Origin of the sequence: Photobacterium aquimaris, from assembly GCF_002954455.1 — a bacterium.
GTDB classification, from domain to species: domain Bacteria; phylum Pseudomonadota; class Gammaproteobacteria; order Enterobacterales; family Vibrionaceae; genus Photobacterium; species Photobacterium aquimaris.
This window is the reverse complement of record NZ_MSCC01000001.1, coordinates 1,492,900-1,515,324: the sequence shown is the minus strand read 5'-3', so window position 1 is coordinate 1,515,324 and position 22,425 is coordinate 1,492,900. Positions and strand designations below refer to the sequence as shown.

Annotated in this window: 19 protein-coding genes; 10 read left to right on the top strand and 9 right to left on the bottom strand. The window is 37.2% G+C overall.

Translation table 11 applies throughout. The annotated features are described in order from the left end of the window. Positions 1-17: 17 nt before the first annotated feature. The 7 genes from gltS to ebgR form a co-directional block, all read right to left on the bottom strand. Entirely contained in the window at positions 18-1,244 is a 1,227-nt protein-coding gene (gltS, locus tag BTN98_RS06750) for a sodium/glutamate symporter (protein WP_060997459.1), read from the bottom strand. Positions 1,245-2,097: 853 nt separating this feature from the next. Next, entirely contained in the window at positions 2,098-2,439 is a 342-nt protein-coding gene (locus BTN98_RS06745) for a hypothetical protein (RefSeq protein WP_060997460.1), read from the bottom strand. A gap of 101 nt (positions 2,440-2,540) precedes the next feature. Continuing rightward, positions 2,541-5,603 carry an EAL domain-containing protein gene (locus BTN98_RS06740; RefSeq protein ID WP_060997461.1) on the bottom strand — a complete coding sequence of 1,021 codons (3,063 nt, stop codon included), beginning with the start codon at positions 5,601-5,603 and terminating at the stop codon, positions 2,541-2,543. A 177-nt stretch (positions 5,604-5,780) separates the two neighbouring features. Continuing rightward, on the bottom strand, positions 5,781-7,205 hold the full coding sequence (locus BTN98_RS06735) for an amino acid permease (protein WP_060997462.1): 1,425 nt from the start codon (positions 7,203-7,205) through the stop codon (positions 5,781-5,783). A 171-nt stretch (positions 7,206-7,376) separates the two neighbouring features. Continuing rightward, the gene (locus BTN98_RS06730) at positions 7,377-7,829 is read right to left on the bottom strand and encodes a beta-galactosidase subunit beta (protein ID WP_060997463.1); all 453 of its coding nucleotides are present in this window, start codon (positions 7,827-7,829) and stop codon (positions 7,377-7,379) included. After that, positions 7,829-10,906 carry a beta-galactosidase subunit alpha gene (ebgA, locus tag BTN98_RS06725; protein ID WP_060997464.1) on the bottom strand — a complete coding sequence of 1,026 codons (3,078 nt, stop codon included), beginning with the start codon at positions 10,904-10,906 and terminating at the stop codon, positions 7,829-7,831. The genes BTN98_RS06730 and ebgA overlap by 1 nt, the downstream gene beginning before the upstream one ends. 236 nt (positions 10,907-11,142) lie before the next feature. After that, positions 11,143-12,132: a transcriptional regulator EbgR gene (gene ebgR, locus BTN98_RS06720; protein WP_060997465.1), complete on the bottom strand. Its 990-nt coding sequence runs from the start codon at positions 12,130-12,132 to the stop codon at positions 11,143-11,145. A 344-nt stretch (positions 12,133-12,476) separates the two neighbouring features. Here ebgR and BTN98_RS06715 point away from each other — a divergent pair, with 344 nt between their 5' ends. From BTN98_RS06715 to galM, 3 genes are all read left to right on the top strand, one after another. After that, on the top strand, positions 12,477-13,538 hold the full coding sequence (locus tag BTN98_RS06715; RefSeq protein WP_060997466.1) for a UDP-glucose--hexose-1-phosphate uridylyltransferase: 1,062 nt from the start codon (positions 12,477-12,479) through the stop codon (positions 13,536-13,538). A gap of 64 nt (positions 13,539-13,602) precedes the next feature. Next, entirely contained in the window at positions 13,603-14,793 is a 1,191-nt protein-coding gene (gene galK, locus BTN98_RS06710) for a galactokinase (protein ID WP_060997467.1), read from the top strand. Between the two features lie 18 nt (positions 14,794-14,811). After that, positions 14,812-15,900, top strand: coding sequence for a galactose-1-epimerase (galM, locus tag BTN98_RS06705; protein WP_060997468.1), 1,089 nt, complete (start codon positions 14,812-14,814; stop codon positions 15,898-15,900). A 76-nt stretch (positions 15,901-15,976) separates the two neighbouring features. Here the strand turns inward: galM and BTN98_RS06700 are convergent, their stop codons facing one another. Then, the gene (locus BTN98_RS06700; protein ID WP_060997469.1) at positions 15,977-16,495 is read right to left on the bottom strand and encodes a hypothetical protein; all 519 of its coding nucleotides are present in this window, start codon (positions 16,493-16,495) and stop codon (positions 15,977-15,979) included. A 233-nt stretch (positions 16,496-16,728) separates the two neighbouring features. On the opposite strand from BTN98_RS06700, the gene BTN98_RS06695 reads away from it, so the two are divergent. After that, positions 16,729-17,085 (top strand): DsrE/DsrF/TusD sulfur relay family protein, encoded by a 357-nt coding sequence (locus BTN98_RS06695; RefSeq protein WP_060997470.1) that lies wholly within the window; start codon positions 16,729-16,731, stop codon positions 17,083-17,085. Positions 17,086-17,149: 64 nt separating this feature from the next. Here the strand turns inward: BTN98_RS06695 and BTN98_RS06690 are convergent, their stop codons facing one another. Further along, positions 17,150-18,175 (bottom strand): substrate-binding domain-containing protein, encoded by a 1,026-nt coding sequence (locus tag BTN98_RS06690; RefSeq protein ID WP_060997471.1) that lies wholly within the window; start codon positions 18,173-18,175, stop codon positions 17,150-17,152. 179 nt (positions 18,176-18,354) lie between these two features. Between BTN98_RS06690 and BTN98_RS06685 the strand changes: the two genes are divergently transcribed. From BTN98_RS06685 to BTN98_RS06660, 6 genes are all read left to right on the top strand, one after another. Then, a complete protein-coding gene (locus tag BTN98_RS06685) occupies positions 18,355-18,687 on the top strand; it encodes a tRNA-binding protein (protein WP_060997472.1) in 333 nt (110 codons plus the stop codon). Between the two features lie 155 nt (positions 18,688-18,842). Next, positions 18,843-19,850 carry a transposase gene (locus tag BTN98_RS06680; protein ID WP_060997473.1) on the top strand — a complete coding sequence of 336 codons (1,008 nt, stop codon included), beginning with the start codon at positions 18,843-18,845 and terminating at the stop codon, positions 19,848-19,850. A 277-nt stretch (positions 19,851-20,127) separates the two neighbouring features. Continuing rightward, positions 20,128-20,409 carry a TetR family transcriptional regulator C-terminal domain-containing protein gene (locus BTN98_RS06675; protein ID WP_060997474.1) on the top strand — a complete coding sequence of 94 codons (282 nt, stop codon included), beginning with the start codon at positions 20,128-20,130 and terminating at the stop codon, positions 20,407-20,409. A 179-nt stretch (positions 20,410-20,588) separates the two neighbouring features. Continuing rightward, a complete protein-coding gene (locus BTN98_RS06670; protein WP_060997475.1) occupies positions 20,589-20,930 on the top strand; it encodes a 5-carboxymethyl-2-hydroxymuconate Delta-isomerase in 342 nt (113 codons plus the stop codon). A 90-nt stretch (positions 20,931-21,020) separates the two neighbouring features. Beyond that, positions 21,021-21,413: a cystatin domain-containing protein gene (locus tag BTN98_RS06665; protein ID WP_060997476.1), complete on the top strand. Its 393-nt coding sequence runs from the start codon at positions 21,021-21,023 to the stop codon at positions 21,411-21,413. A 318-nt stretch (positions 21,414-21,731) separates the two neighbouring features. Next, positions 21,732-22,382, top strand: coding sequence for a Qnr family pentapeptide repeat protein (locus BTN98_RS06660; RefSeq protein WP_060997477.1), 651 nt, complete (start codon positions 21,732-21,734; stop codon positions 22,380-22,382). Positions 22,383-22,425: the final 43 nt, after the last annotated feature.

The window sequence follows — 22,425 nt, the reverse complement described above, 5'->3', positions numbered from 1 at the left end:
GTTAGTTGTTTTAGTGGTTAGTGACCAAGAAAACTAATATAACCTTGTAGTACAAGCAGGTTAGTGATGTCAATAAAGAAAGCACCAACGATAGGTACAACCATAAAGGCTTGTGGTGATGGACCATTACGTGACACTAATGAACCCATATTCATTACAGCAGTAGGTGTTGCACCCATACCAAAACCACAATGACCACCGGCAATGATTGCGGCGTCATAGTTACCACCCATAACTCGGAAAGTAACAAAGTAGGTAAATAAACCTAATACAAGGGTTTGAACTGCAAGAATAATCAACATTGGCATTGCCAAGTCCATTAGCTCCCACAGGTGCAAGCTCATCAGTGCCATTGCTAAGAATAGTGATAAGGATATCGTGCCAAGCGCATCAACGGTTTCTTTATTGATCTTATAACACTTAGTGCCTTCGCAGACATTAGTTATAAACACACCAATAAATAAGGCATACACGAATTCAGGAATACGTAATGCGCTGATACCAAGACCATCGATAAAGTCTTTAAAGTGTGCTGCACCAGCAACACAAACCAATAAAATAAATAATACTTCAATGGTGTTTTTAGACGTTATACGATCTTCTTCACGATCGCTGTAAGTGATTAAATCAGGGTGTTCAATGTGGTGGTTACCACTTTCACCGAAATCAGATTTTAACTTATGTTTGTTGATTAATCGCTGTGCAATTGGGCCACCGATAATACCCCCCATGATCAGACCAAATGTTGCTGCCGCCATCGATAGTTCTAAGGTGTTGAGGCCATAATCGGTAGCAAAAGTTTGTGACCAAGCTGCACCAGTACCGTGACCGCCTGAAAGTGTGATCGAACCGACAATAAGTCCAAGTAACGGATCTAAGCCTAATGCCTTACTCATTCCCACACCAACAGCATCTTGAATAATAATAAATACTGTTGCAATGCCTAAAAATAGAAAAACGCGTGAACCGCCTTTCATTAGCAGTTTATAGCTAGCGGCAAGGCCGACGGTGGCAAAAAACATTTGCATTAACGTGTCTTGCATACTTAATTTGAAACTAATGTCAAAACCTTGAAAATGGAAAAATGTAATAATAAAAGCAATGACAAGTCCGCCAACAATTGGCTCTGGAATATTATACTTTCTTAAGATCTTGACTTTAGTATTAATAAAGTAGCCAAGAAAAAGCACGATTATTGCGATGAGCAATGATTCGAGCTCATTAACATGAATTGTTGTGTTCATTTAAAATCTTCTTTTTTACTTCTTTGGTGCTAATTTTAACTCCAAAAAGACATTCTTACCATATTGCCATCATTGTATTACTGTGTTAGCCACTTCTCGTTTTTAGGACTTATCTATTTAGATATTATTAAGTAGTCGTTTTTTTATATGGTTTGTTGTTGTTTTTTTGATGTTAATTGTTAGCTTTTGGTGCGTTTGTTGTTTTAATATTTATTGGGGATATAAATATTATTCAGGAGTTTTTTTTTACTTCTCTTGTGGCTGTTAGTTTTTAATAATCATAGTGTTATATTTTATTTTCGGTCTTTTTTTACTATAGGGTACAGCATTTCTTTTATTTAGAGGCTGTAATACAAAGGTTAAAATGAAAATTTAGTTGCCGAGAATGTAATATAAAAAAAAGTATTAATTCTCATAATTTGAGAATGATGGTTGGAGGGGATTATACGATAAATTGGCCGTTGAAAAAAAATTATAAAAATAACGAAAAAAATTATTACACACTGTTCAGAATAGTGTTTTAAGGCTTTTTTTGCAATTATTAGCCATTAAATGTGCGTAAATATTTTATTATGAGTACCTATTTTAGAAAACATATAGGGTTGAATTACGATAAAGAAGTTGTGAGATAACATGTTGCTTATGAGATGTTATCTCATTGAGTGAGAATGATAACTGAACATTATTTTTAGCAGTTTATAATTGATGGTAAAAAAGAGTTATTAAAAAACAGTGGGAATAGCCCTAATAATAACGATATAAGGTATCGTTACTATTAAGGATATGAAGTTGAAACGATATAATGCTTAAACAATATCGTGAGCAATAAGATTTGTTTTTGTGTGCGAAAAAATTACTCAGCAGCGTATTTTTTTAGCTTTAGGTCTTTTTTAAGTTGTTGGATGTATGCAATACGATCGGGATCTGCTGGGCGAGAGTTATCTTGGCGTTGTTGCTGTGCTTGTGCTTCACTTGGAAGTACACAACGTCCACGAATACGTTGATGGTATTGTTTTGTTTCTTGTTCTGCGCGCAATGTGGCTTGTTCTTGTTCTTTTGCCATTGCTTCACGTGCTTTGCTTTGATCAGTTGCATCCACAACAACATAAGTATTGCGCTTTTGCATTCTATTTGGTTGTTGACCAAATTGTTCCCGTTGCTTAATAAAGTTATCTAAGTGATCACTAAAACTCATTGTGACGTCCTACTCAGTAATCAAAAATCATCCACTTATAGTTAACAATAAAATGGCGTATAAGATTAATAATAAGCTACAACGTTGAATAAGAGAACCTATTATACAATGTTATCTGGTATTTGTTGTTGCTGGGGCAAATACTGACGATTGAAATGATAATGAGATAATGGTTTATTGAAGTAATACCCTTGGAATTCTTCGACGCCAATACTTTCAAGAAAGTGGATTTGTTCTATATTTTCAACACCTTCAGCGACAACTGTTAAACCAAGGTTATGGGCAAGATTAATAATAGCTTCAATGATAGTAATGCTATCTCTATTATAAGGTAACTCTTTTACAAACTCGCGGTCGATTTTGAGAATGTTAATAGGGAAGCGACTAAGATAAGCGAGTGAAGAGTAGCCAGTACCAAAATCATCGATAGCGATTTTAATGCCAATTTTTTTTAGTTGGATTAATTTTTGATAGGCTAATTCAATATCTGTCATTAATACACTTTCTGTTATTTCAATCTCTAAATAGGCCGGGTTACAACCTGTTTTGTTTATCGCATTAGTTAAAATTGTCGTAAGGTCTGACTCCAGTAATTGCTTTGTAGAAATGTTGATCGCCATACTAATAGTAAGCCCTTGTTGTAGCCATTGCTGAAGTTGATAGCAGGCTTGTTCAATCAAAAATGCCCCCGCTTCAAGGATGAGACCAGATGACTCAAGTAAAGGAATAATATCAACTGGGGCTTGATAGTGGCCATCCTTATCGCGCCAACGTAATAATGCTTCAACACCTGTTAATGTATGTGAGTGTGCTAATACTTTTGGTTGATAGTAAAACTCATAGCGATCAGTATTAATCGATTTTCGTAATTCAGATTCTAATTCTAATTTATGAGCCGTTTCTGTTTCCATCTCAGGGTTGAAATAGCAGTATTGATTTTTTGTTTTATCTCTCGCAGAACTTAATGCGATATTTGCATTTTTAAGAATTTGTTCTGCAGTTATGACTGTATTCGTTTGAAAAGAAATACCAATACTCGCAGATATTGAAATAAGTTTACTATCGTAACTAATGGGAGCCTGAATATTATTAAGTAGCCTTGTTACTAAGTGATTGATACTCTTCTTTTGTTGAGCTGATTGAGAAATTACACCGAATTGATTGTTATTTAATCGAGAAAGTAGATTTATATCTCTTAGGTTTGAACGAATTCGTTTTGATATAATTACTAAAATATTTTCTATATTATCATTACCTAATGAATCATGTAACTTTTTGAAAAGGTCAATTTCAATAATTAGTACTGATATTTGTGATTGATTTTTTTTAGCCTCTAATATTTTATTATTCACTTCTGTAATAAACATAGCTCTATTTGGTAGCGTTGTTAATTGATCATAGTGAGCAAGATAGTGTAAACGATTCTCATAATTTATACGTTCAGTAATATCTTTACTGGTTGATATATAGTTACTTATGCGATGATTTTCATCACGAATTGGTGATATTGTATTATCCAGATAATGAATAGTATTGTCTGCGTTTTTTTGGGAAATAATGCGTTGAATAGTTTGTCCTTGGTTTAATTTTGATTGTATATCATCTATTTTTTCATTGTCATTTATATAACGTTTGAAAATGGTTTTACTGTTTAATCCAATGATATTATTTGATTCTTCACCAGTACTCTTTTCATATGAGCTATTTACATATTCAATAAAGCCAAATTTATCAGTGATAATAACGGCTTCTTCGCTTTGTTCTACTGCGCGCGATAATCCTTTTAATTTTTGTTCACGTTTGACCCAAGAGGTGACATCTATGATATGTAACATGATATAGTCATCGTTATTATTAATTTTTGTCGCTATTATCTCTAGATGTTTAAATGGAGGAGTGTTTATTTTTAATTGTATTTTTTTCTTATCGTTAAAACCAAGTCTATCAATACTTTTTAATAATCTTATGATATCTGTTTTTGTATTAATAGTTGATATGTGTGAAATTATATTTTCATAATGAACATCATTTTTTAATTCTAAAATCGTGATGGCTGCTGAGTTTATTGCTGTTATTTTATGTTTTTTATTGATTACGATAATACCAGAATCAGTATTCTCTATTAAAGAATAATAACGATGGATAGTTGTACTTCTAACATTATTAATGCGAAGAATTTCATTATTTTGTTTTTTAATATACCGAAGAGTTAGCATCACACTAAGCGTTATTATCATAAACAAGATGAAGTTTTTATTAAATGATTGCTGAATATATGTAGTGACACTACTGTTATTTGTTAGTTTAACTTCTGAAATTAATACCCATGGTGATAGATTACCAAATCTAAAGTCAATGTTTGATTTTAATGGCATTGGTATAAAGAGAGGCGAGTAAGTGTAAAGTTTATTATTTTTAAATAATTGATTATGATTATAGCTTTGTATTTTTTTTAATAATGAAAAATGGTCATTTTTAAAATTTTGCACATTATTAGAAATAGAAACCTTATTATTATCGATATTCATTAAGGTGTTGCCTTTATTATCGATAATCCAAACTTGTTGTTCTAGTGAATTCTTATTTAAAAATGATGTTAGTGTTTTTTTTTGCTCAATTTTAATAACCCATTGGTGATTATTGATTGTAATGTGTTGATAATATGCAATGTGGTTAAATTTAAGGGATGGGGCACTAATATAGGTTTTGTTTGATGGTAGTGAAAACGCATGATCAATATTGTTTAATTCAGAGGTAGACATAACACTTTGATTATCTAATACAAGACTTTTAGGTTTAGTGGTTGTAATGATTTTTAGGCGTTGGCTATTTTTATAATCAATCAGAGTAATGCTATGAATATTTGAATTATTTTCCAATATGTTATTGGAGAATTGAATAAAATCCCTACGTTGGATAGGAGTCAGTATTGATAACCAACGTTGCTGGCGTAAATAAGTATTTAATTGATTTAATTGGATTATCGTATGGTCTATTTGCTGAGTAATATGGCGTTGTAGCAGTAATTGTTGTTGGCGCTGAGCTATTTTTATTTTATTGATTGTTTCATCATTATTTTGTTGGTTGTTAGTCAGTGCGCCTATCACAGTGAATGTAAGTAATAGTAGAGTGAAGAGTAAACTTATCACCAGCGTTTTTCGCATAATATCTATATTAAGTTCGGTTACATATAGATAGATTATATGCTATTTAACTCATAAAGTTAAGGTGACGTGTGAAGTTTTGTGCACATAATGTAACGGTTTGGTTGTGCTGCGGCGAATATATAAAAAGCCTTGAGGGAGAACTCAAGGCCTTGGTAAAACTAAAACTTAGCAGTGTTAGTCGTTAGTTGCTGTTGCTAAGGTTGGTTGTTCTGCTGCCAACTGACGCTCATAGCGGTTGTATTTCCACCATGCGTAGCCAAGGAATATTACAATACCACCAACGTTATAGAAGATAATAGTCATAATATCAGCCCCTGTCGGGAAGGTTGATGCTAAGAAACCGATACTAAAAATACCTATTAGTATTGATACCATCACAATCCCCGTTGTGCGTGAGCCCATTTTAAAATCACGTGGTAGGTGATCCAACTTTAGACGTAGGTTTAAGTAAGCAATCATAATAAACAGTGGTGGTAACATTGATGCTGCTGCTGTCATGTTAATCACAGTACTCATTAGTTCTTGGACTGAATCTGAACCTAACATTGGAACGATTAGTAGTGGAATAACAATAAAGAATTGTGCCCATGCTGCACGTGCTGGAACGCCATTTTTATTGAGCTTGACGGTTTTTTCACCAAAAATACCGGCAGGAATTTCAGAGAAAAAGATCTTAACTGGTGTTGCTGTCCACATCAGTAGTGAGCCAAGCATTGCCGTAAATGACACTACGCCAACGAAACGGTTCATCATGATTTCAGATAGGCCGTAATGACGTGCTAAACCTTCAAACACTTGTACTGAACCACCAGTAAACTTCAATGCTTCACGTTCAACAAACACATTCATTAGCACCGATGAAACACAATATAAGCCACCAATGAAAATACCCGCAAAAATAATTACTCTTACAAACGCTTTATGGCCGCCTTTAATATCGTTAACGTAAACGGACACTGATTCTGCACCACCGGCTGCCATGAATATCCAGGCAGTGACACCAAAGAAGGCCCAGTTAATTTGTGGTGTTAATGCTTCTACAGTAATCGGATCTGCGGGTTCAATTCCGCCAACAACTGCAGCGCCTGCTAAGATGATATAAGACAATGTCAGCACTAACATAAATGATGATGTTACCGAGGTAATCGGACCTAACATTTTAGCGCCATTGGTTGATACATATGTCGCACCGGCAAACAGAATAATACTTAATATGGTGGTCGTCGTCGGCGTAAATATATATTCATAACCTAGGAAAGCATAAGAGGCATAAGCAATAACACGCGGTAGTAATGAGGTGAAGAAGAATAAGTTAACAAACCAATACGTGTATGCGGCTAGAAAAGCCCAACGTCCACCAAGAGAGCTTTTAACCCATGCATAAACGCCAGCTTCAGAGTTCTTATTGAGGGAAACAAACTCTGCAATAATTAAACAAAAAGGAATGAAGTAGAGCAAAGTAGCAATAAAGAACATAGGGGTAGAGGATAAGCCAATTTCAATATTGTTATTAATGACGTTATTGAAACTGTATACCGCAGCAAAGGTCATCGATAGTAGACCAAATTTCCCTATGGTATTACGTTTTGATTCAGACATGAGAATCTCCGATGGATCACGTTTAGTAGTGTAGGGTTTCTATGTATTGAGCGAATGAGCTTAATCATAGGTTATTGTTTTTATACTTTTGTTGTTTCTTTTGTTGTTTCTTTTGTGTTACTACTTTTATTGCATAACCGCCAGTTATTACTAACTGGCGGTTGTGTTTAGTTATTTATTAAGGAAGTAGCCGTCCTCAATCGTGACACGTAAAACAACTTTCTCAAGGTTGTCTGCAGCACTGAAGCGGTGTGCTTGGTGATTTTCAAAGATCACCATTTGACCTGCTTCTATCCGATGCGGTTGTCCTGTGCCTGTAAAGTATTCACGATCGGTTTCATCGCTATATGGCTGAGCTTGTGTCAGAGCGCTTTTATCAGCACATTCAATGGTTTCACTGCCGGCAAGGTAGTAGTGCACATCAAAATAGCGACGATGGCCAACAAATTGTTCATCTGCTTTGGATGGTCCATGCTGAACTCGGTAAGCCAGTGAGTCTCCTACAGAATGAAACACATTTGGTTGAATATTACCTATGTTTTCAATCGCTTCGACACAACGGTTCCATTTACGACCATCACGGTACAGGCTTTTGAATTGATCCAGTGATGCTAAAGTAATCATTATTTATCTCCGCCGATACGTGTTGTAGTAAATGTTTGACTTGCCAAATAACGGCTATCACAATCCGCCTTACTAAAAGGCACTAAGCTCACTTGGTAGCTGAAGTCATTAAAGTAAACACGGTATGAATCAAGAACCTCTGATCCCCATGAGTTAGAACCTAAGCCCATAACTTGATGATCAAGATTGACTGTAATGTAACCACTTGGTTCTAGCTCATTAATGTGTTGTGCCTGATGAATATGTTGATTGGTGTAATGCCATGCGCTGAAATTAATTTCTTGCTCTGGTTTAACCAATAAACCCACACCATGACGATTCGTTAAGCTCGCCCAGCGCACATGCTGACGGTTGCCATTATTTTGTGGGAACGGGTAGTTCTCAAACATATTGCTAACGGTGGTGTTGTAGATATCAATAATGTTGCTTTGACGGCTATCTTGATAGTTTTCTTCTGGGCCTCGACCGTAATATTCAACTTGGTCAAATTGGTTATTAATGCCTAAATCTAAGCCGATAGCAGGGATCACATGTGGGTAATCACCATATTTGTTGCCACTTAAGGTCATGTTAACTTGCCCTTGAGGACAAATTTCAAAACGGTATTGGCAACGCATACCAAAATCTAATACTGGTGGTGCAACAATACTGTTGGTGGTAACAATGACCTTACCGGCAACGTGTTCTACATCGATGCTACGGAAATGCTCTTGCATAATTTGAAGATGAGCTGGGTGCCATAAGCCTTCATATTCTTGCTTATGGTTATCAATCATTGGCTTGAAGAAACTCATTGCAGGAGATGACGCAATCAATTCATTATTTTGACGTAGCCATGAGGTCAGCTTGCCATCGACCTTAGAGAAGCGCATCGTAAAGTCATAACCACTAATTTCCCAATCAAGACGATTTTCAATAACAGTAAGCGGCATAGCATTGTTATTTTCAAACAGGTCGGCATGGGCAGTATTTGGTTTTGCTTGGTATTGGAAAATCCCCAATTCATGGTTGGCATCACTGTAAGCTGTGCGTGATTTCTTACGAATGGATATATTTACAAACGTTTCACGGTGATCCATCACAGGCAGAGCGAGTTCAATATCACGAGATTCACCTGCAGCAAGATCGGTAAGCGTAATTTGATTAAAGTCTAATGTATCACCTTCAGCACGTACTGTAATATCAAACACCACATCATCTAAATTAGAGAACCAATATTTGTTAGTAACAGTAATGATGCCTTTGGTGTGATCTTTAACTGCGATTTTTATCGGACAAATAACTTGTTTATATTCACGTAAACCAGGGCCAGGTGTTTGATCAGGATAGATCAAACCATCCATGCAGAAGTTATAGTTATTAGGGTAATCGCTGTAGTCACCACCGTATTTGTAGACATCACGGCCATTTTCATCTTGCTCATAAATGCCATGATCACACCATTCCCAAACAAAGTGACCCTGAATATGGTCATGCTTGTAGAATACGTTTTGGTATTCTGTTAGACCACCGGGCCCATTACCCATTGCGTGAGCATATTCACAAATAATTCGTGGTTTAGCGTGTGGGAACTCACCAAACTCATTCATCATTTGAGCACGAGAGTACATAGTACTAATGATATCAACCACTTCTGCATCACGATCTTCTTCATAATGAACCAGACGGGTATCATCAATCGCTTTGGTTGCTGCATACATTGAACGAATATTACAGCCGTAGCCAGATTCGTTACCCAGTGACCACATAATAATAGAAGGGTGGTTCTTTTGAGCGTGAATATGACGTTCAATACGTTCAACAAATACTTGCTTCCATGCAGGATCATCAGTGATCATGCTGAGATTGCCAACGTTAGCGAAACCGTGAGTTTCAACATCCGTTTCAGCCATTACAAATAAACCATACTGATCACACAGTTCGTAAAAACGTGGATCGTTAGGGTAGTGTGCTGTACGTACTGCGTTAATATTGTGTTGTTTCATCAATACGATGTCTTTCTCGACACGATCCATACCAACAGCACGACTGTTAAGATGATCGTTATCGTGACGGTTAACACCGTGGAGCATGACGTATTGACCGTTTATTTCAAATAGACCATTGCGCACTTTAATATCGCGGAAGCCAACTCGTTGTGGAATAACTTCAACCACAATACCGTCTGCATCGCGTAACGTTAAAAACAGGTGGTATAAATGTGGATTTTCAGCCGTCCAATGAATTGGATTTGCCATTTTGATTGCAAAATCAGTATGGGTTGTCGTTGCAATAGCTAGTTTGGAAACGTTTCCATTTTCAACTAAAACATGGCCGTCGTAGAGCGCATAATCAAGGCTGTAATCACTAACAACAGTGTCGCTGAGGTTTTCTAAATCAACTTTACAGCTCAAAGTAGCTGCTTGGTAATCATCATCAAAATCAGTACGTACAGTAAAATCACGTACGTGAACAGGCTCTTTACCGACTAAGTAAACATCACGGAAAATGCCCGCCATCCACCACATATCTTGATCTTCGATATAGGTTGAATCAGCCCATTGCATCACACGTACAGAGAGTAAGTTTTTACCAGGATTAGCAAACGCTGAAATATCAAACTCAGCAGTTAAGCGGCTACCTTTGCTAAAACCAACATAATGACCGTTAACATAAACTTCAAAATAAGTTTCAACACCATCGAATTTAATGATGGTTTGTTTTTCAGTCCAACTATCGCTTAAGAAAAAGGTACGTTGATATGCGCCTGTTGGATTATTTGATGGTACGAAAGGTACATCAATTGGGAATGGAAAACCTTCGTCGGTGTACTGTAAGTTACCATGACCTTCCATTTGCCACATGTTTGGCACTTGGATTGTGGTCCAATCATTCATCTCTTGGTTATAGAACTCTTCAGGAACGAGCAATGGATGAGTAAAGAAATTAAATGTCCACTGGCCACTTAGCAACATAAAATGCTGACTTAAATCACGCTGAAAGCGTTGTGCTTTATTTAATGCGTTGTAAGAGAAAAAATATGCACGAGGTGCCAGTCTATTTTCGCTAAGTAAGTTAATGTTTTCCCAGTTATTCACGATGCCTCCGAGACATGTTTTAATTATCTGGAGTCATTATTAAGTAAAGTTTTACTAAAAAAAACAGGTAAAACTTTTTAGTATTAACTTGGTCACATTCTGTTTTGAGCTTTGTGAGATGGGCTACAAAAAAACAATCATTGGCGTTTATTTGAGTGATCTTGCTCCTATTTTAGGCTGTAGTTGATATTTTAAACAAAAAAACGACATCAAGGATGTCGTTTTGTTATTTATTATCAATGTGTTATTTGTTTTTTTGTGGTGCTGCGTAAAATTAATTGGCTTGGTACAAATACACGTAATGGAATTGTTCTGCCATCGCGACTGCGCTCTAATAATAAATTAACCCCTTGAGAACCCATTAACTCTGAGTGAATTCTAAAAGTTGATAATGGTGGATAAGTAAACTTTGCGGTTGGTATATCATTAACGCTGATTAATGAAATATCATCAGGAATATTGAGTCCACTTTCATGTATTGCACGTAATACACCAATAGCAATCGAATCAGATGCGACGAATAACGCGTTAGGATGATTGGTTGTAAGCATTTGTTTGGCTAATGAATAGCCCGATTGACTACTAAAATCACCGCGATAAATGTCTTCATCTGAGACAACACCTTTTAATTTTCCATATTCAGTAAAGGTTAGCTCACGAATATCGTATTTATCTGGGTTATCTTGACCGCCAATAAACCCAATTCGTTGATAGCCTTGTTGAGTAAAATGGTTAATTACCTCTTTACTGAGTCGCTCCAAATCAATATCAATACAATCAATATCAAGGTTGTGATCGGTGTAATCAACATAAACAGTGTTATTTGATAGGGCACGTATTGCAATAAGATTGTCTTCACTGACTTGGCCGATGATTAATACACCATCAATCGCTTTAGGGGCTGCAGCAAGGTTACATTCGTAGATATTTGTTAGTTTAATGCCCAATTTATCGCATTGAGTATCAATACCATGGCGAATTGCAAGATAGTATGGATCGTCAACTTCAACATCTTGTTTATAATTATATAAAGCGAGGAAATGAAGTGTGTGTCTTTTAGCCGTTTTTCGAGATTGGCTGGTTGTATATTCCAGTTGCTCTGCAATCTCAAATATTTTTCGTTTAGTTTCATCCTTTACGCTAAGGCTAGGATCATCGTTTAAAACACGAGAAACTGTTGCTAATGATACGCCCGCTTTGGTTGCGATTTGTTTTAATGTTGCCATCTTTCCTCCGGCAATCCCTGCAACCTAAGTAACGTTTGCTGTGTGTTTGAGGGATGTGTTGTTATATTTTATAGAATGATATTATCCATTTTTAGTAAAAAACTCGAATAAATCAGCACCTGTTTGACAAATTTTTATCATTTCATTCATATTTACACGGTTGTGACCGTAAAATAATTGAATTATATGCCATAAATTACCAATAAGGTTGATCTTATCCTGTGATGGTTTTCACGAATGATGATTTCTGTGGAAACGTTTACATAACGTGTCATTGATCACGGAAGTTAATTTAAAATCGCTTTAGACTTTTTAGCATTACAGAATCTAACAGCGAAATTATTATGTCTCAATTTTTTGATCCGATTGACCATCCTCACCGTCGTTATAATCCACTAACAGGGCAGTGGATATTAGTTTCTCCTCATCGTGCTAAACGTCCGTGGCAAGGTGCTGATGAGCAACCACAACCGGAATCAAATGTGGCTTATGATGATTCTTGTTTCTTATGCCCAACCAATACCCGTGTTTCAGGAGATAAAAACCCGGATTACACAGGTACTTATGTTTTTAGCAACGATCATGCTGCGTTAACTGCAAATACACCGTCTGCGCCTGAAAATAGTAATCCACTCTTTCGTTGCCAAAGTGCACGTGGTTTAAGTCGCGTGATTTGTTTCTCGCCAAACCATAGCAAAACATTGCCGCAGCTTTCAGTGCCAGCGATCCGTAAAGTGGTTGATACCTGGAATGAGCAGATTGAAGAGTTAGGGAAAGATTACGTTTGGGTACAAGCGTTTGAAAATAAAGGCTCAGTGATGGGATGTTCGCAACCACATCCTCATGGTCAAATTTGGGCTAATAGCTTTTTACCCAATGAAATTAGTCGCAAAGATACCTTATTACGCGAATATTACTCACAGCATGGGACTAACTTATTAGTTGATTATGTTAATAGTGAATTAGCTGATGGCTCACGTACCGTTGTGGAAACAGAGCATTGGTTGGCGGTGGTTCCTTATTGGGCAGCATGGCCGTTTGAAACCATGTTATTGCCGAAAGTTCATATTCGACGTATGGATGAATTAACCGAAGCTCAGCGTGATGATTTAGCGTTAGCGATTAAAAAACTGACTAGCCGTTACGATAATTTATTTAAGTGTTCATTCCCTTATTCAATGGGCTGGCATTACGCACCTTTCTTTGAATCTGATCGTGATTTTAGTGAAACTTCAACCGATCACTGGCAGCTGCATGCGCTATTTTATCCGCCATTATTACGCTCAGCTTCTGTGAAAAAATTCATGGTAGGTTATGAGATGTTGGCTGAGAGCCAACGTGATTTAACCGCAGAACAGGCAGCAGAAAAGCTACGTGCGGTCAGTGATGTGCACTATTTAGATTAAGCGCTAGCTGCGTTAATGAATGACATTGTTTCTTGATAATTTTTGGTAATAGTAGGTAAAAATAATGACAACAAATCGTACTCAACACCTTATTGATAATGTTTCAGCTGTTTTTTCATCAGTATTAGGCTACAGCGCAAGTCATATTGTTCAAGCTCCTGGTCGCGTCAACCTTATTGGTGAGCACACTGACTATAATGATGGCTTTGTGCTTCCTTGTGCAATTGATTATCAAGCGATTGTTGCCGCAGCTCGTCGTAACGATAATATTGTACGTGTGGTCGCGGTTGACTACGCCAATGAAGTTAATCAATTTGATATCACTCAGCCACTTGAATTTGATCAGCAGTGCATGTGGGTTAACTATGTTCGTGGTGTAATCAAGTGCTTATTAGATCGTGGTTATGTATTGGGTGGCGCGGATATTGTTATTAGTGGCAACGTACCACAAGGCGCAGGTTTAAGTTCATCAGCAGCACTTGAAGTGGTGATTGGCCAAACGTTTAAGGCGCTATTTGAGCTTAACATCAGCCAACAAGAAATAGCGCTAAATGGTCAGCAAGCTGAAAACCAGTTTGTTGGTTGTAACTGCGGCATTATGGATCAGTTAATCTCTGCTGAAGGTGAGAAAAACCACGCTCTTCTTATTGATTGTCGCTCGCTAGAAACTAAGGCTGTTGCAATGCCCGAAGATATGGCGGTGGTGATCATTAACTCCAATAAGAAGCGTGGTTTGGTTGATAGTGAATACAATACCCGTCGTGCTCAATGTGAACAAGCGGCTGATTTTTTTGGTGTGCCAGCATTGCGTGATGTAACGCTAGCTATGTTTACTGAACGTGAAGCAGAATTAGCGCCAATGGTGGCAAAGCGTGCACGTCACGTTATTACTGAAAATGCACGTACTGAACAAGCGGCGATTGCATTAGCGAATAGTGATATGACGTTAATGGCGCAATTGATGGCACAGTCGCATGCATCAATGCGGGATGATTTTGAAATTACCGTACCTGAGATTGATACTTTAGTTGAAATGGTTAAAGGCGTTATCGGTGATCACGGCGGTGTACGTATGACAGGTGGTGGTTTTGGTGGTTGTATTGTGGCTTTAGTACCACCTACATTTGTTGATGCGATTACCGCTGAAGTGAATGCTAAATACCATGCTGCAACGGGCTTACAAGCGACGATTTATGTGTGTAAAGCCATGGCGGGTGCGGGTGTTATGAGTGAAAACGTTATGGCTGTTGCATAATTTACAAGGTGATCGAATATGTTAGATAACTTACCTCAACATGCAATAGCGTTACATCAATCGATGACAACTGATATGGCCGCAGATGGGCTACCTGCCAAGTTGATTACATTAGTTAACCAGCAGGGTATGTCAGTAACTCTGATGGATATTGGTGCTACATGGTTGAGTTGTTGTGTACCTGTAACGGTTAATCAGCAACCAGCGCTTAGAGAGGTGTTGCTAGGGGTAAGTACTCTACACAACTTTTATCAGCAGCAAGCTTATTTAGGGGCAACGGTTGGTCGTTATGCTAACCGTATTGCAGCAGGTAAATTTAGCCTAGACGGCCAAGATTACCAACTATCGACTAACCAAAATGGCAATTGTTTACATGGCGGTGACAATGGTTTTAATCACCGCCGTTGGCAAATGCAACAGTTGAATGCAACAGAAGTACAATTTAGTTTGGTATCAGCAGATGGCGACATGGGGTTTCCTGGTAATTTACGTGTTGTTGTTACCTATACACTCTTGGAAAACAATGAATTAACCATCCGTTACAGTGCAGAAACAGATAAACCGACAGTGGTCAATTTAACCAACCATGGCTATTTTAATTTGCTTGGAGCTGATGGCGATAATGATTGTTTATCACATCAACTGACGATCAATGCCGATCATTATTTACCAACAGATCAATATGGGATCCCGTTAGGTGGCTGGAATACGGTAGAGGCGACAAGTTTTGATTTCCGTCAGCCAAAAATGATTAATCAAGATTGGTTAGCTGATAACGATCAACAACAAGCACATGGGTATGATCACTCATTTATACTAAGGTCAGATGTACGTCGAGCAACAACAGCTTGTGCAACCGTAACAGTGGCAGATGATTCATTAACAATGGATGTATTAACCACTAAACCGGCAATACAGTTGTATACTGGGAACTTTTTAGCAGGGTGTCCAAACCGAGCTGGTGGTGAATATGCTAACTACAGTGGATTGGCATTGGAAACGCAGTTTCTACCTGATTCACCTAACCACCCTGAGTGGCATGATAATAATCCGGTATTGCGTCCTAATGAGCATTATCACCATTTAACCAGTTATCGATTCCGTTAGTTATTAATGGTCTCAAAAGTATTGTTATTCCGCCCGCAGTCTAATTTGTTAACGCTGCGGGCGTTTTCATTGGCAGTTAGTTATTATAAAAACCATTAAGTTGTTGAATAATCTCTTCGATACCATCGATGTTATGCAGTTTTTTGACACTATCATCAGGCACTTCAAAAATGTGTTTGATCGCTTCAGCGCTGGCATTAGAGATACCATTAAGGCGATATTCTAAACGTTGATGAATTAACTTATCTGAGGTGGTGACATAGATCATGTCAATATCATCAATATGCTGACGAATATAGTCACGATGCTTTTTCTTGTATGCACCTTGAGTAATCACCAAACGTGGATAAATAGTGCGGTAATGGTTAATTTTATCAACAATACGGCAGAAAAATTGATCGCGCATATCTTCTGTGAACGGTTGTTTAGCTGCAATTACCTGACGCATTTCATCGGTAAGATCGTCATCAGCATGATAAACAAACCACTCATTGTGCGCGCCTATTATATCCCCAACAAATGACTTGCCAGCACCCGATAGGCCAAACAAAAATAGCACCGATGGGGCAGAAGTTAGTTGAAGACGATGGCTCATTGAATGCTCACTGTAAATGACGGTTAGGTTATGGCAAATGCATTTAACATACAATTACTCGTTAGGGGCGTTAATGTGCCAAATAATTGCAGCAGTTAACAGTTTAAAATTATAAAAAATACCGTTAGAGAATAAAAAATAGACATTAGGTGTGGTTTACCTGCATTAATGGCTATCGATAATCGGTTTTATGGTAAAACAGGGACTGAAATATCATCGCGAGTAACAAAATAATGCAAACCATACTAATGATAATTAATGATGCTCCTTATGGATCTGAACGACCATTTAATGCACTACGTTTAGCTATCAAGCTTAACGAGCAAGAAACACAACCAGTAGCAATGAAAATCTTTTTAATGTCTGATGCTGTCACTTGTGCTTTAGCAAAACAAGCACCCGTAGAAGGTTATGATATTCAACAAATGGTCGAGATCATATTAGCTCAAGGTGGCGAAGTTAAATTATGTAAAACTTGCTGCGCTGCACGTGGATTAACAACATTACCTTTAATTGAAGATGTTGTTATTGCTACATTGGATGATTTAGCAGAGTGGACACTCGCTGCTGATAAAGTGTTTACCTTCTAATGCTCATCGTTAGACTGGGTCGTAAGTGACGCTGTAACTTACGGCCCAGTTTAATAACATTTTATTAACGTGGTTCTGCTACCGATAATCGTTTCACTAACGTAGGTACAAACGTATGGGTAATCGTAGAATCAAGTGCTTCAATAGATGTTGGTTGTTTGGCAGCTGTTGCTAATTGAAACGCCAGTTGAGTTGCTTGCTCTGCCATTATTTGAATTGGATAACGTACTGTTGTCAGTTTCGGATGCAGATACTTCGCAATTAACCCATCATCAAACCCAATTAATGACATTTGATTAGGAACAGTAAGTCCATTTCCTTCAAGTACACACAAACAGCCAGCCGCCATATAATCATTATAAGCAGCAATCGCAGTGATAGGAATCGCCTTCGCCAGCAGGTTTGTCATTGCAAGCTCACCACCATCTTCATCAGGTGAACCATACTCAATATAACTTTGTGGTGCCGTTAAGTTATGAGCGTGTAATGCATCTAGATAGCCTTGTTTGCGTTGTGCAGTATCTTCAATATCATGGTTAGAGCAAATATAGCCTATATGCTGGTGGCCGTTTTTAATCAATAGCTCAGTTGCTAAATATGATCCTCGATGGTTATCAAGGGCAATACAACGATCGGCAATTTCAGCAATAAAACGGTTAATAAGCACCATACCAGGTACTTCTTTTGCAAAAGCAATCAATTCAGCATTGGATAAATTTTTGCTATGAATAATTAATGTATCACAACGATTATTGATCAACAGTTCAATCACTTCGCGCTCACTATCAGCATTATGATAACCATTACCAATTAATAAATGCTTGCCATGCTGGCGGGCGATATTGTCGATCGACTTGATCATTGCGCCAAAGAAAGGATCTGATACATCACCGACTAATACACCGATAGTGTTGGTCGATTGGCTGACTAAAGCACGAGCATTAGCATTAGGACGATAGCCAAGTGCTTGCATTGCTTGTGTTACCGCGGTAATGGCTGCTTCACTGGCTTTAGGCGATTTGTTAATCACTCTTGATACGGTTGCGACAGATACATCGGCGAGCTTCGCCACATCTTTGATTGTTGCCATAATCACCTCTATTACTGTTAGAGCTATTAAACTACGGTTGTGTAAATAACGCAATTTAACTGTGTGATAGAGCTAACTAATTTGAAATGATATTCTTTGTAAATCAATATTTAATTGTTAATGTAAACGTTAACAATTTTGTGTGCTTATCGCCACTATTAACTATATAAGGAGAACCCATGGATACCATTTCATACGCAGACTTCGCTAAATTAGATATTCGTGTAGGTAAAATTATTGATGTTGTTCGTCATGAAAATGCCGATAAACTGTATATTGTTCAAATTGAAGTCGGCGAGATTAAGCTACAAACAGTGACCAGCTTAGTACCTTATTACACTGAGGAACAACTGCTAGGTAAGCAAGTGGTAGTACTGTGTAATTTAGCCAAAGCTAAGATGCGTGGTGAAACCTCAGAGTGCATGTTGTTATGTGCTGAAACAGATGATGAATCTGAGAGTGTATTGTTAACCCCTGAACGTTTAATGGCAACCGGCGTAAAGATTGTTTAATTGCTTTTTAATAAGCTCAGCAGACCGTGGCGAGGAGGACTTTTATTTTTACATATATAGATCACTATCTTTCCTTTCTTCTCAGGACAGCCATAACCTTGCACATCAACCATGAGTAACTACACTTAAGCTTCAAGTTGCTTATGGTGAAACCAATGACAATCTCAAGACGTAAATTGATCGAACCTCAAATCACGCCTTTTTATCATGTTATTAACCGCTGCGTACGGCGTGCGTATTTATGTGGTGACGATCCATATAACGGCAAAAATTATCATCACCGTCGCGGTTGGATAGTAAATAAAATCAAGCAACTAGCCGCTGTATTTTGTATTGATGTGTGTGCTTATGCGGTGATGAGTAACCATTATCATTTGGTACTGAAAATAGATACTGAGCAGCAACAGAAGTTAACTCCGAAAGCGGTAATATCGCGCTGGTTGCAGCTATTTAATGGTCATCCTATTGCTGTCGATTTCTTAAAAGAAGGACAAGTAGGTACAGATAAACAGCAAGCGTTATCGAATTTAGTGACGGAATGGCAGCAACGATTAGGCAGTATCAGTTGGTTTATGCTTTGTCTTAATGAGGAAATAGCACGAAAAGCCAATAAAGAAGACCAATGTAAAGGCGCGTTTTGGGAAGGACGGTTTAAGTCTCAAGCTTTATTGGATGAACAAGCGTTATTATCTTGTATGATGTACGTTGATTTAAATCCGATTCGGGCAGGTGTTACACAGTCATTAGAGCAATCAGATTTTACCTCGATTCAACAGCGCATTCGTGAATATAAGCAACTGAAAACCACCGCTAGACAATCATCATTAAATAAAGCGAATTTTCGATTATTACCTTTTGTGGGTGCTGAACATCAAGCGAAAACGGCCGGAATAAACTTTGCCTTTGCAGATTATCTCGAACTGATTGACTGGACAGGTCGTTGTATTCGCAATGATAAACATGGTGTTATAACATCGAATCAACCCAAGATTTTACAACAATTAGGAATAACGCCGGATGCTTGGCTTGAGCATAGCAAACAATTTATGGAACGTTATGCCAATGTGAGCGGAAAATGGTCTCGAATGTGCGCCTTTAAGCAATATGCTGGTGGGCTCTGGTGTAAAGGGAAGTCGGCGAGTCATCAGTTACATCCCAATTAGATAGGGCTTTTTATAATTAGCACAAAATACCGCAATAGCTGTAAGAATTGTGGGTGTTGGTGATCGCGAAATATGGGAGTCTGATTGATTTAACCAAAAATATTAAAAATAAGCGGTAATTTTTACAATAAAAGACTCTGTTGCTTGTGGAATTGTTTATCTTATCGGGTGATTTTTGAGAACGAAAACTTTTGGCTGTCCAAAAATGCTATGTAGAATAAATTTTTCAAAATGATGTTGTCTGCATCGCTCTGATAATTTACCTAATAGTATGTGTATGTTAACTAAAACATTGAGTGAATTAACAAACGAACAACAATCATTGCTTGATATTACAAAAGCCCATCTTAGAGAGTTAACTGATCAGTTTGTTATTCTAATTGAAGAGGCTCAACATCAGGGCGAGGTGGAAAAAAGTAAAAATGCGCAAGATCTTGCTGATTTTATTATGGTTCAAATTGCAGGGTTGCGTACCTTTGCTAAATTAAATACTGATAAGAGTAAGCTTGGTGAAATGATCGATCAGTTATTTTTAAATTATCCATTTAAGAATAACTAAAATTATGAGTTCTATCGTTTCTCAAACAATTTTACTAAATAATGGTATTGATCACAGAACGATACATTAGCGATTAAAACCTAATTTAGTGAACTAATATTAGCGATGTTAAGCAGTTATGACATTTATTGTGTGTTAACGTCAAAAATAATAATAGCATTTTAGTTAGGAGTAACAACATGCCGCATTGTATCGTCGAGTATGCGAAGGATTTAGAAACTCAAATTGATTTAAATGAGTTAATGACCACCACACATTTTTCTATTTTTAGCTCAGGTATTTTTGAAGAAGAAGATATTAAAACTCGACTGGTTCCGTATGATATTTATCGTACAGGTACTACAGAGAAGCCTTTTGTGCATGTGACGTTAAGAATCTTACCGGGTCGCAGTGAACAACAAAAAGATATGCTTTCTGAAGTATTATTGCACCATATTGCTGCTATGTTTAATTCTGATATTGCGATTAGTGTTGAGATAGAAGATATCAATCAACAATCGTATCGTAAATACGTCGTATAAATTTGAATATTTTCATTTTCTGCAATTAAACTTGCAATGAACACTGTTTTTATGTTGTTATAAACGCGTCTACTATAAATAGGAAAAGTTATGAATAAGAAACTTCTGGTGGTTGCTTTGGGTTCATTAGCGTTAGTGGCGTGTAGTGCACAAGATGTTAAAACAACGCAAGAGGCAAGTATGCAAACAGGGTGTGATTATACTCAAGCTATTCCTGGTGGTTGGCAGCAAGGCGAAATTACACCTGAAGTGACGGCTGCTGCTCAAGCTGCTGTAAAAGAGATTGCTGGTGATCATCAGTTAAAAAATGTTTTACATGTTACGCAACAAGTTGTAGCTGGTATGAATTATAACGTGACATTTTCGATTGAAAATAATGATGTTTATACAGCCAAAGTCTTCCGCAGTTTAAAAAATGTTTATACTGTTGATCATGTTAATAAATCAAATGGCGCTGTTTCAAATTGTGACGTAAAAAATTAATCGATCACGCTTGGTTGTTATTTGATTGATTGAGTGAGTGAAAAATAGTCGTTGTTATTGATAAATTATCAATAATAGCGGCTATTTTTTATGTCGATTTTAAGATGGTTTAAATGGTAATAGAAATACGAATATAAAATTCAAACCGAGCATGCGATTATAATAAAAGAATAGCTTAAAACATGGTTACAGTTCATTTGTGTAGGCTTTAAAATGAGGCTAAAAATCAATCAACAAACTAATGTTTTTTCTGGTAATTGATGGTTTATTGTTATTAATATAGGCCTAAGGTTTACTATTTATATAGAGTAATGATTGATGCATGTTACAAAAAAACAATTTGATGGCGAGGTGTTTACGCATCAAGATTTAACAGAAGCAACCTTTGAACAGTGTCAGTTTTATTGCTGTGATTTTTCTCGTACCAATTTAACCGATGCGTGTTTTATTGATTGTAACTTTATTGAAGCAGGGGACACAGAAGGCTGTAGTTTTGCCTATGCAAAGTTAAAAGATGCTAGTTTTAAAGGTTGTAATCTCGCGATGGCAAATTTTAGAAATGCGCAATGTTTTGGCATTGAATTACGCCAATGTAATCTTAAAGGCGCAGATTTTCACTATGCCTCGTTTGCTAATTATATAACTCAAAGTAGCTTTTTTTGTTCGGCATTTATTTCTGGATGTGATTTAAGCTATGCCAATTTAGAAAGTGTAATGCTTGAAAAGTGTGAGTTATTTGAAAACCGTTGGCGTGGAGCTAGTTTAATTGGCGTGTCATTTAAAGGTTCTGATTTAAGTCGGGGAGAATTCTCAAGCGAACAGTGGCAACAAGCAATATTTCAAGATACTAATTTATGCCATGTTGATTTAGATGAGGTTGATGTTCGCCGCGTTTCTTTAGCGGGGGCTCAAATTAGTGATTGGCAGCAAGAACAACTGCTGAGTAATTTAGGGATCATTGTTTTATAATTGTAGATTGCGAATGCCACAGGAATACAAAATAAACCTGTGG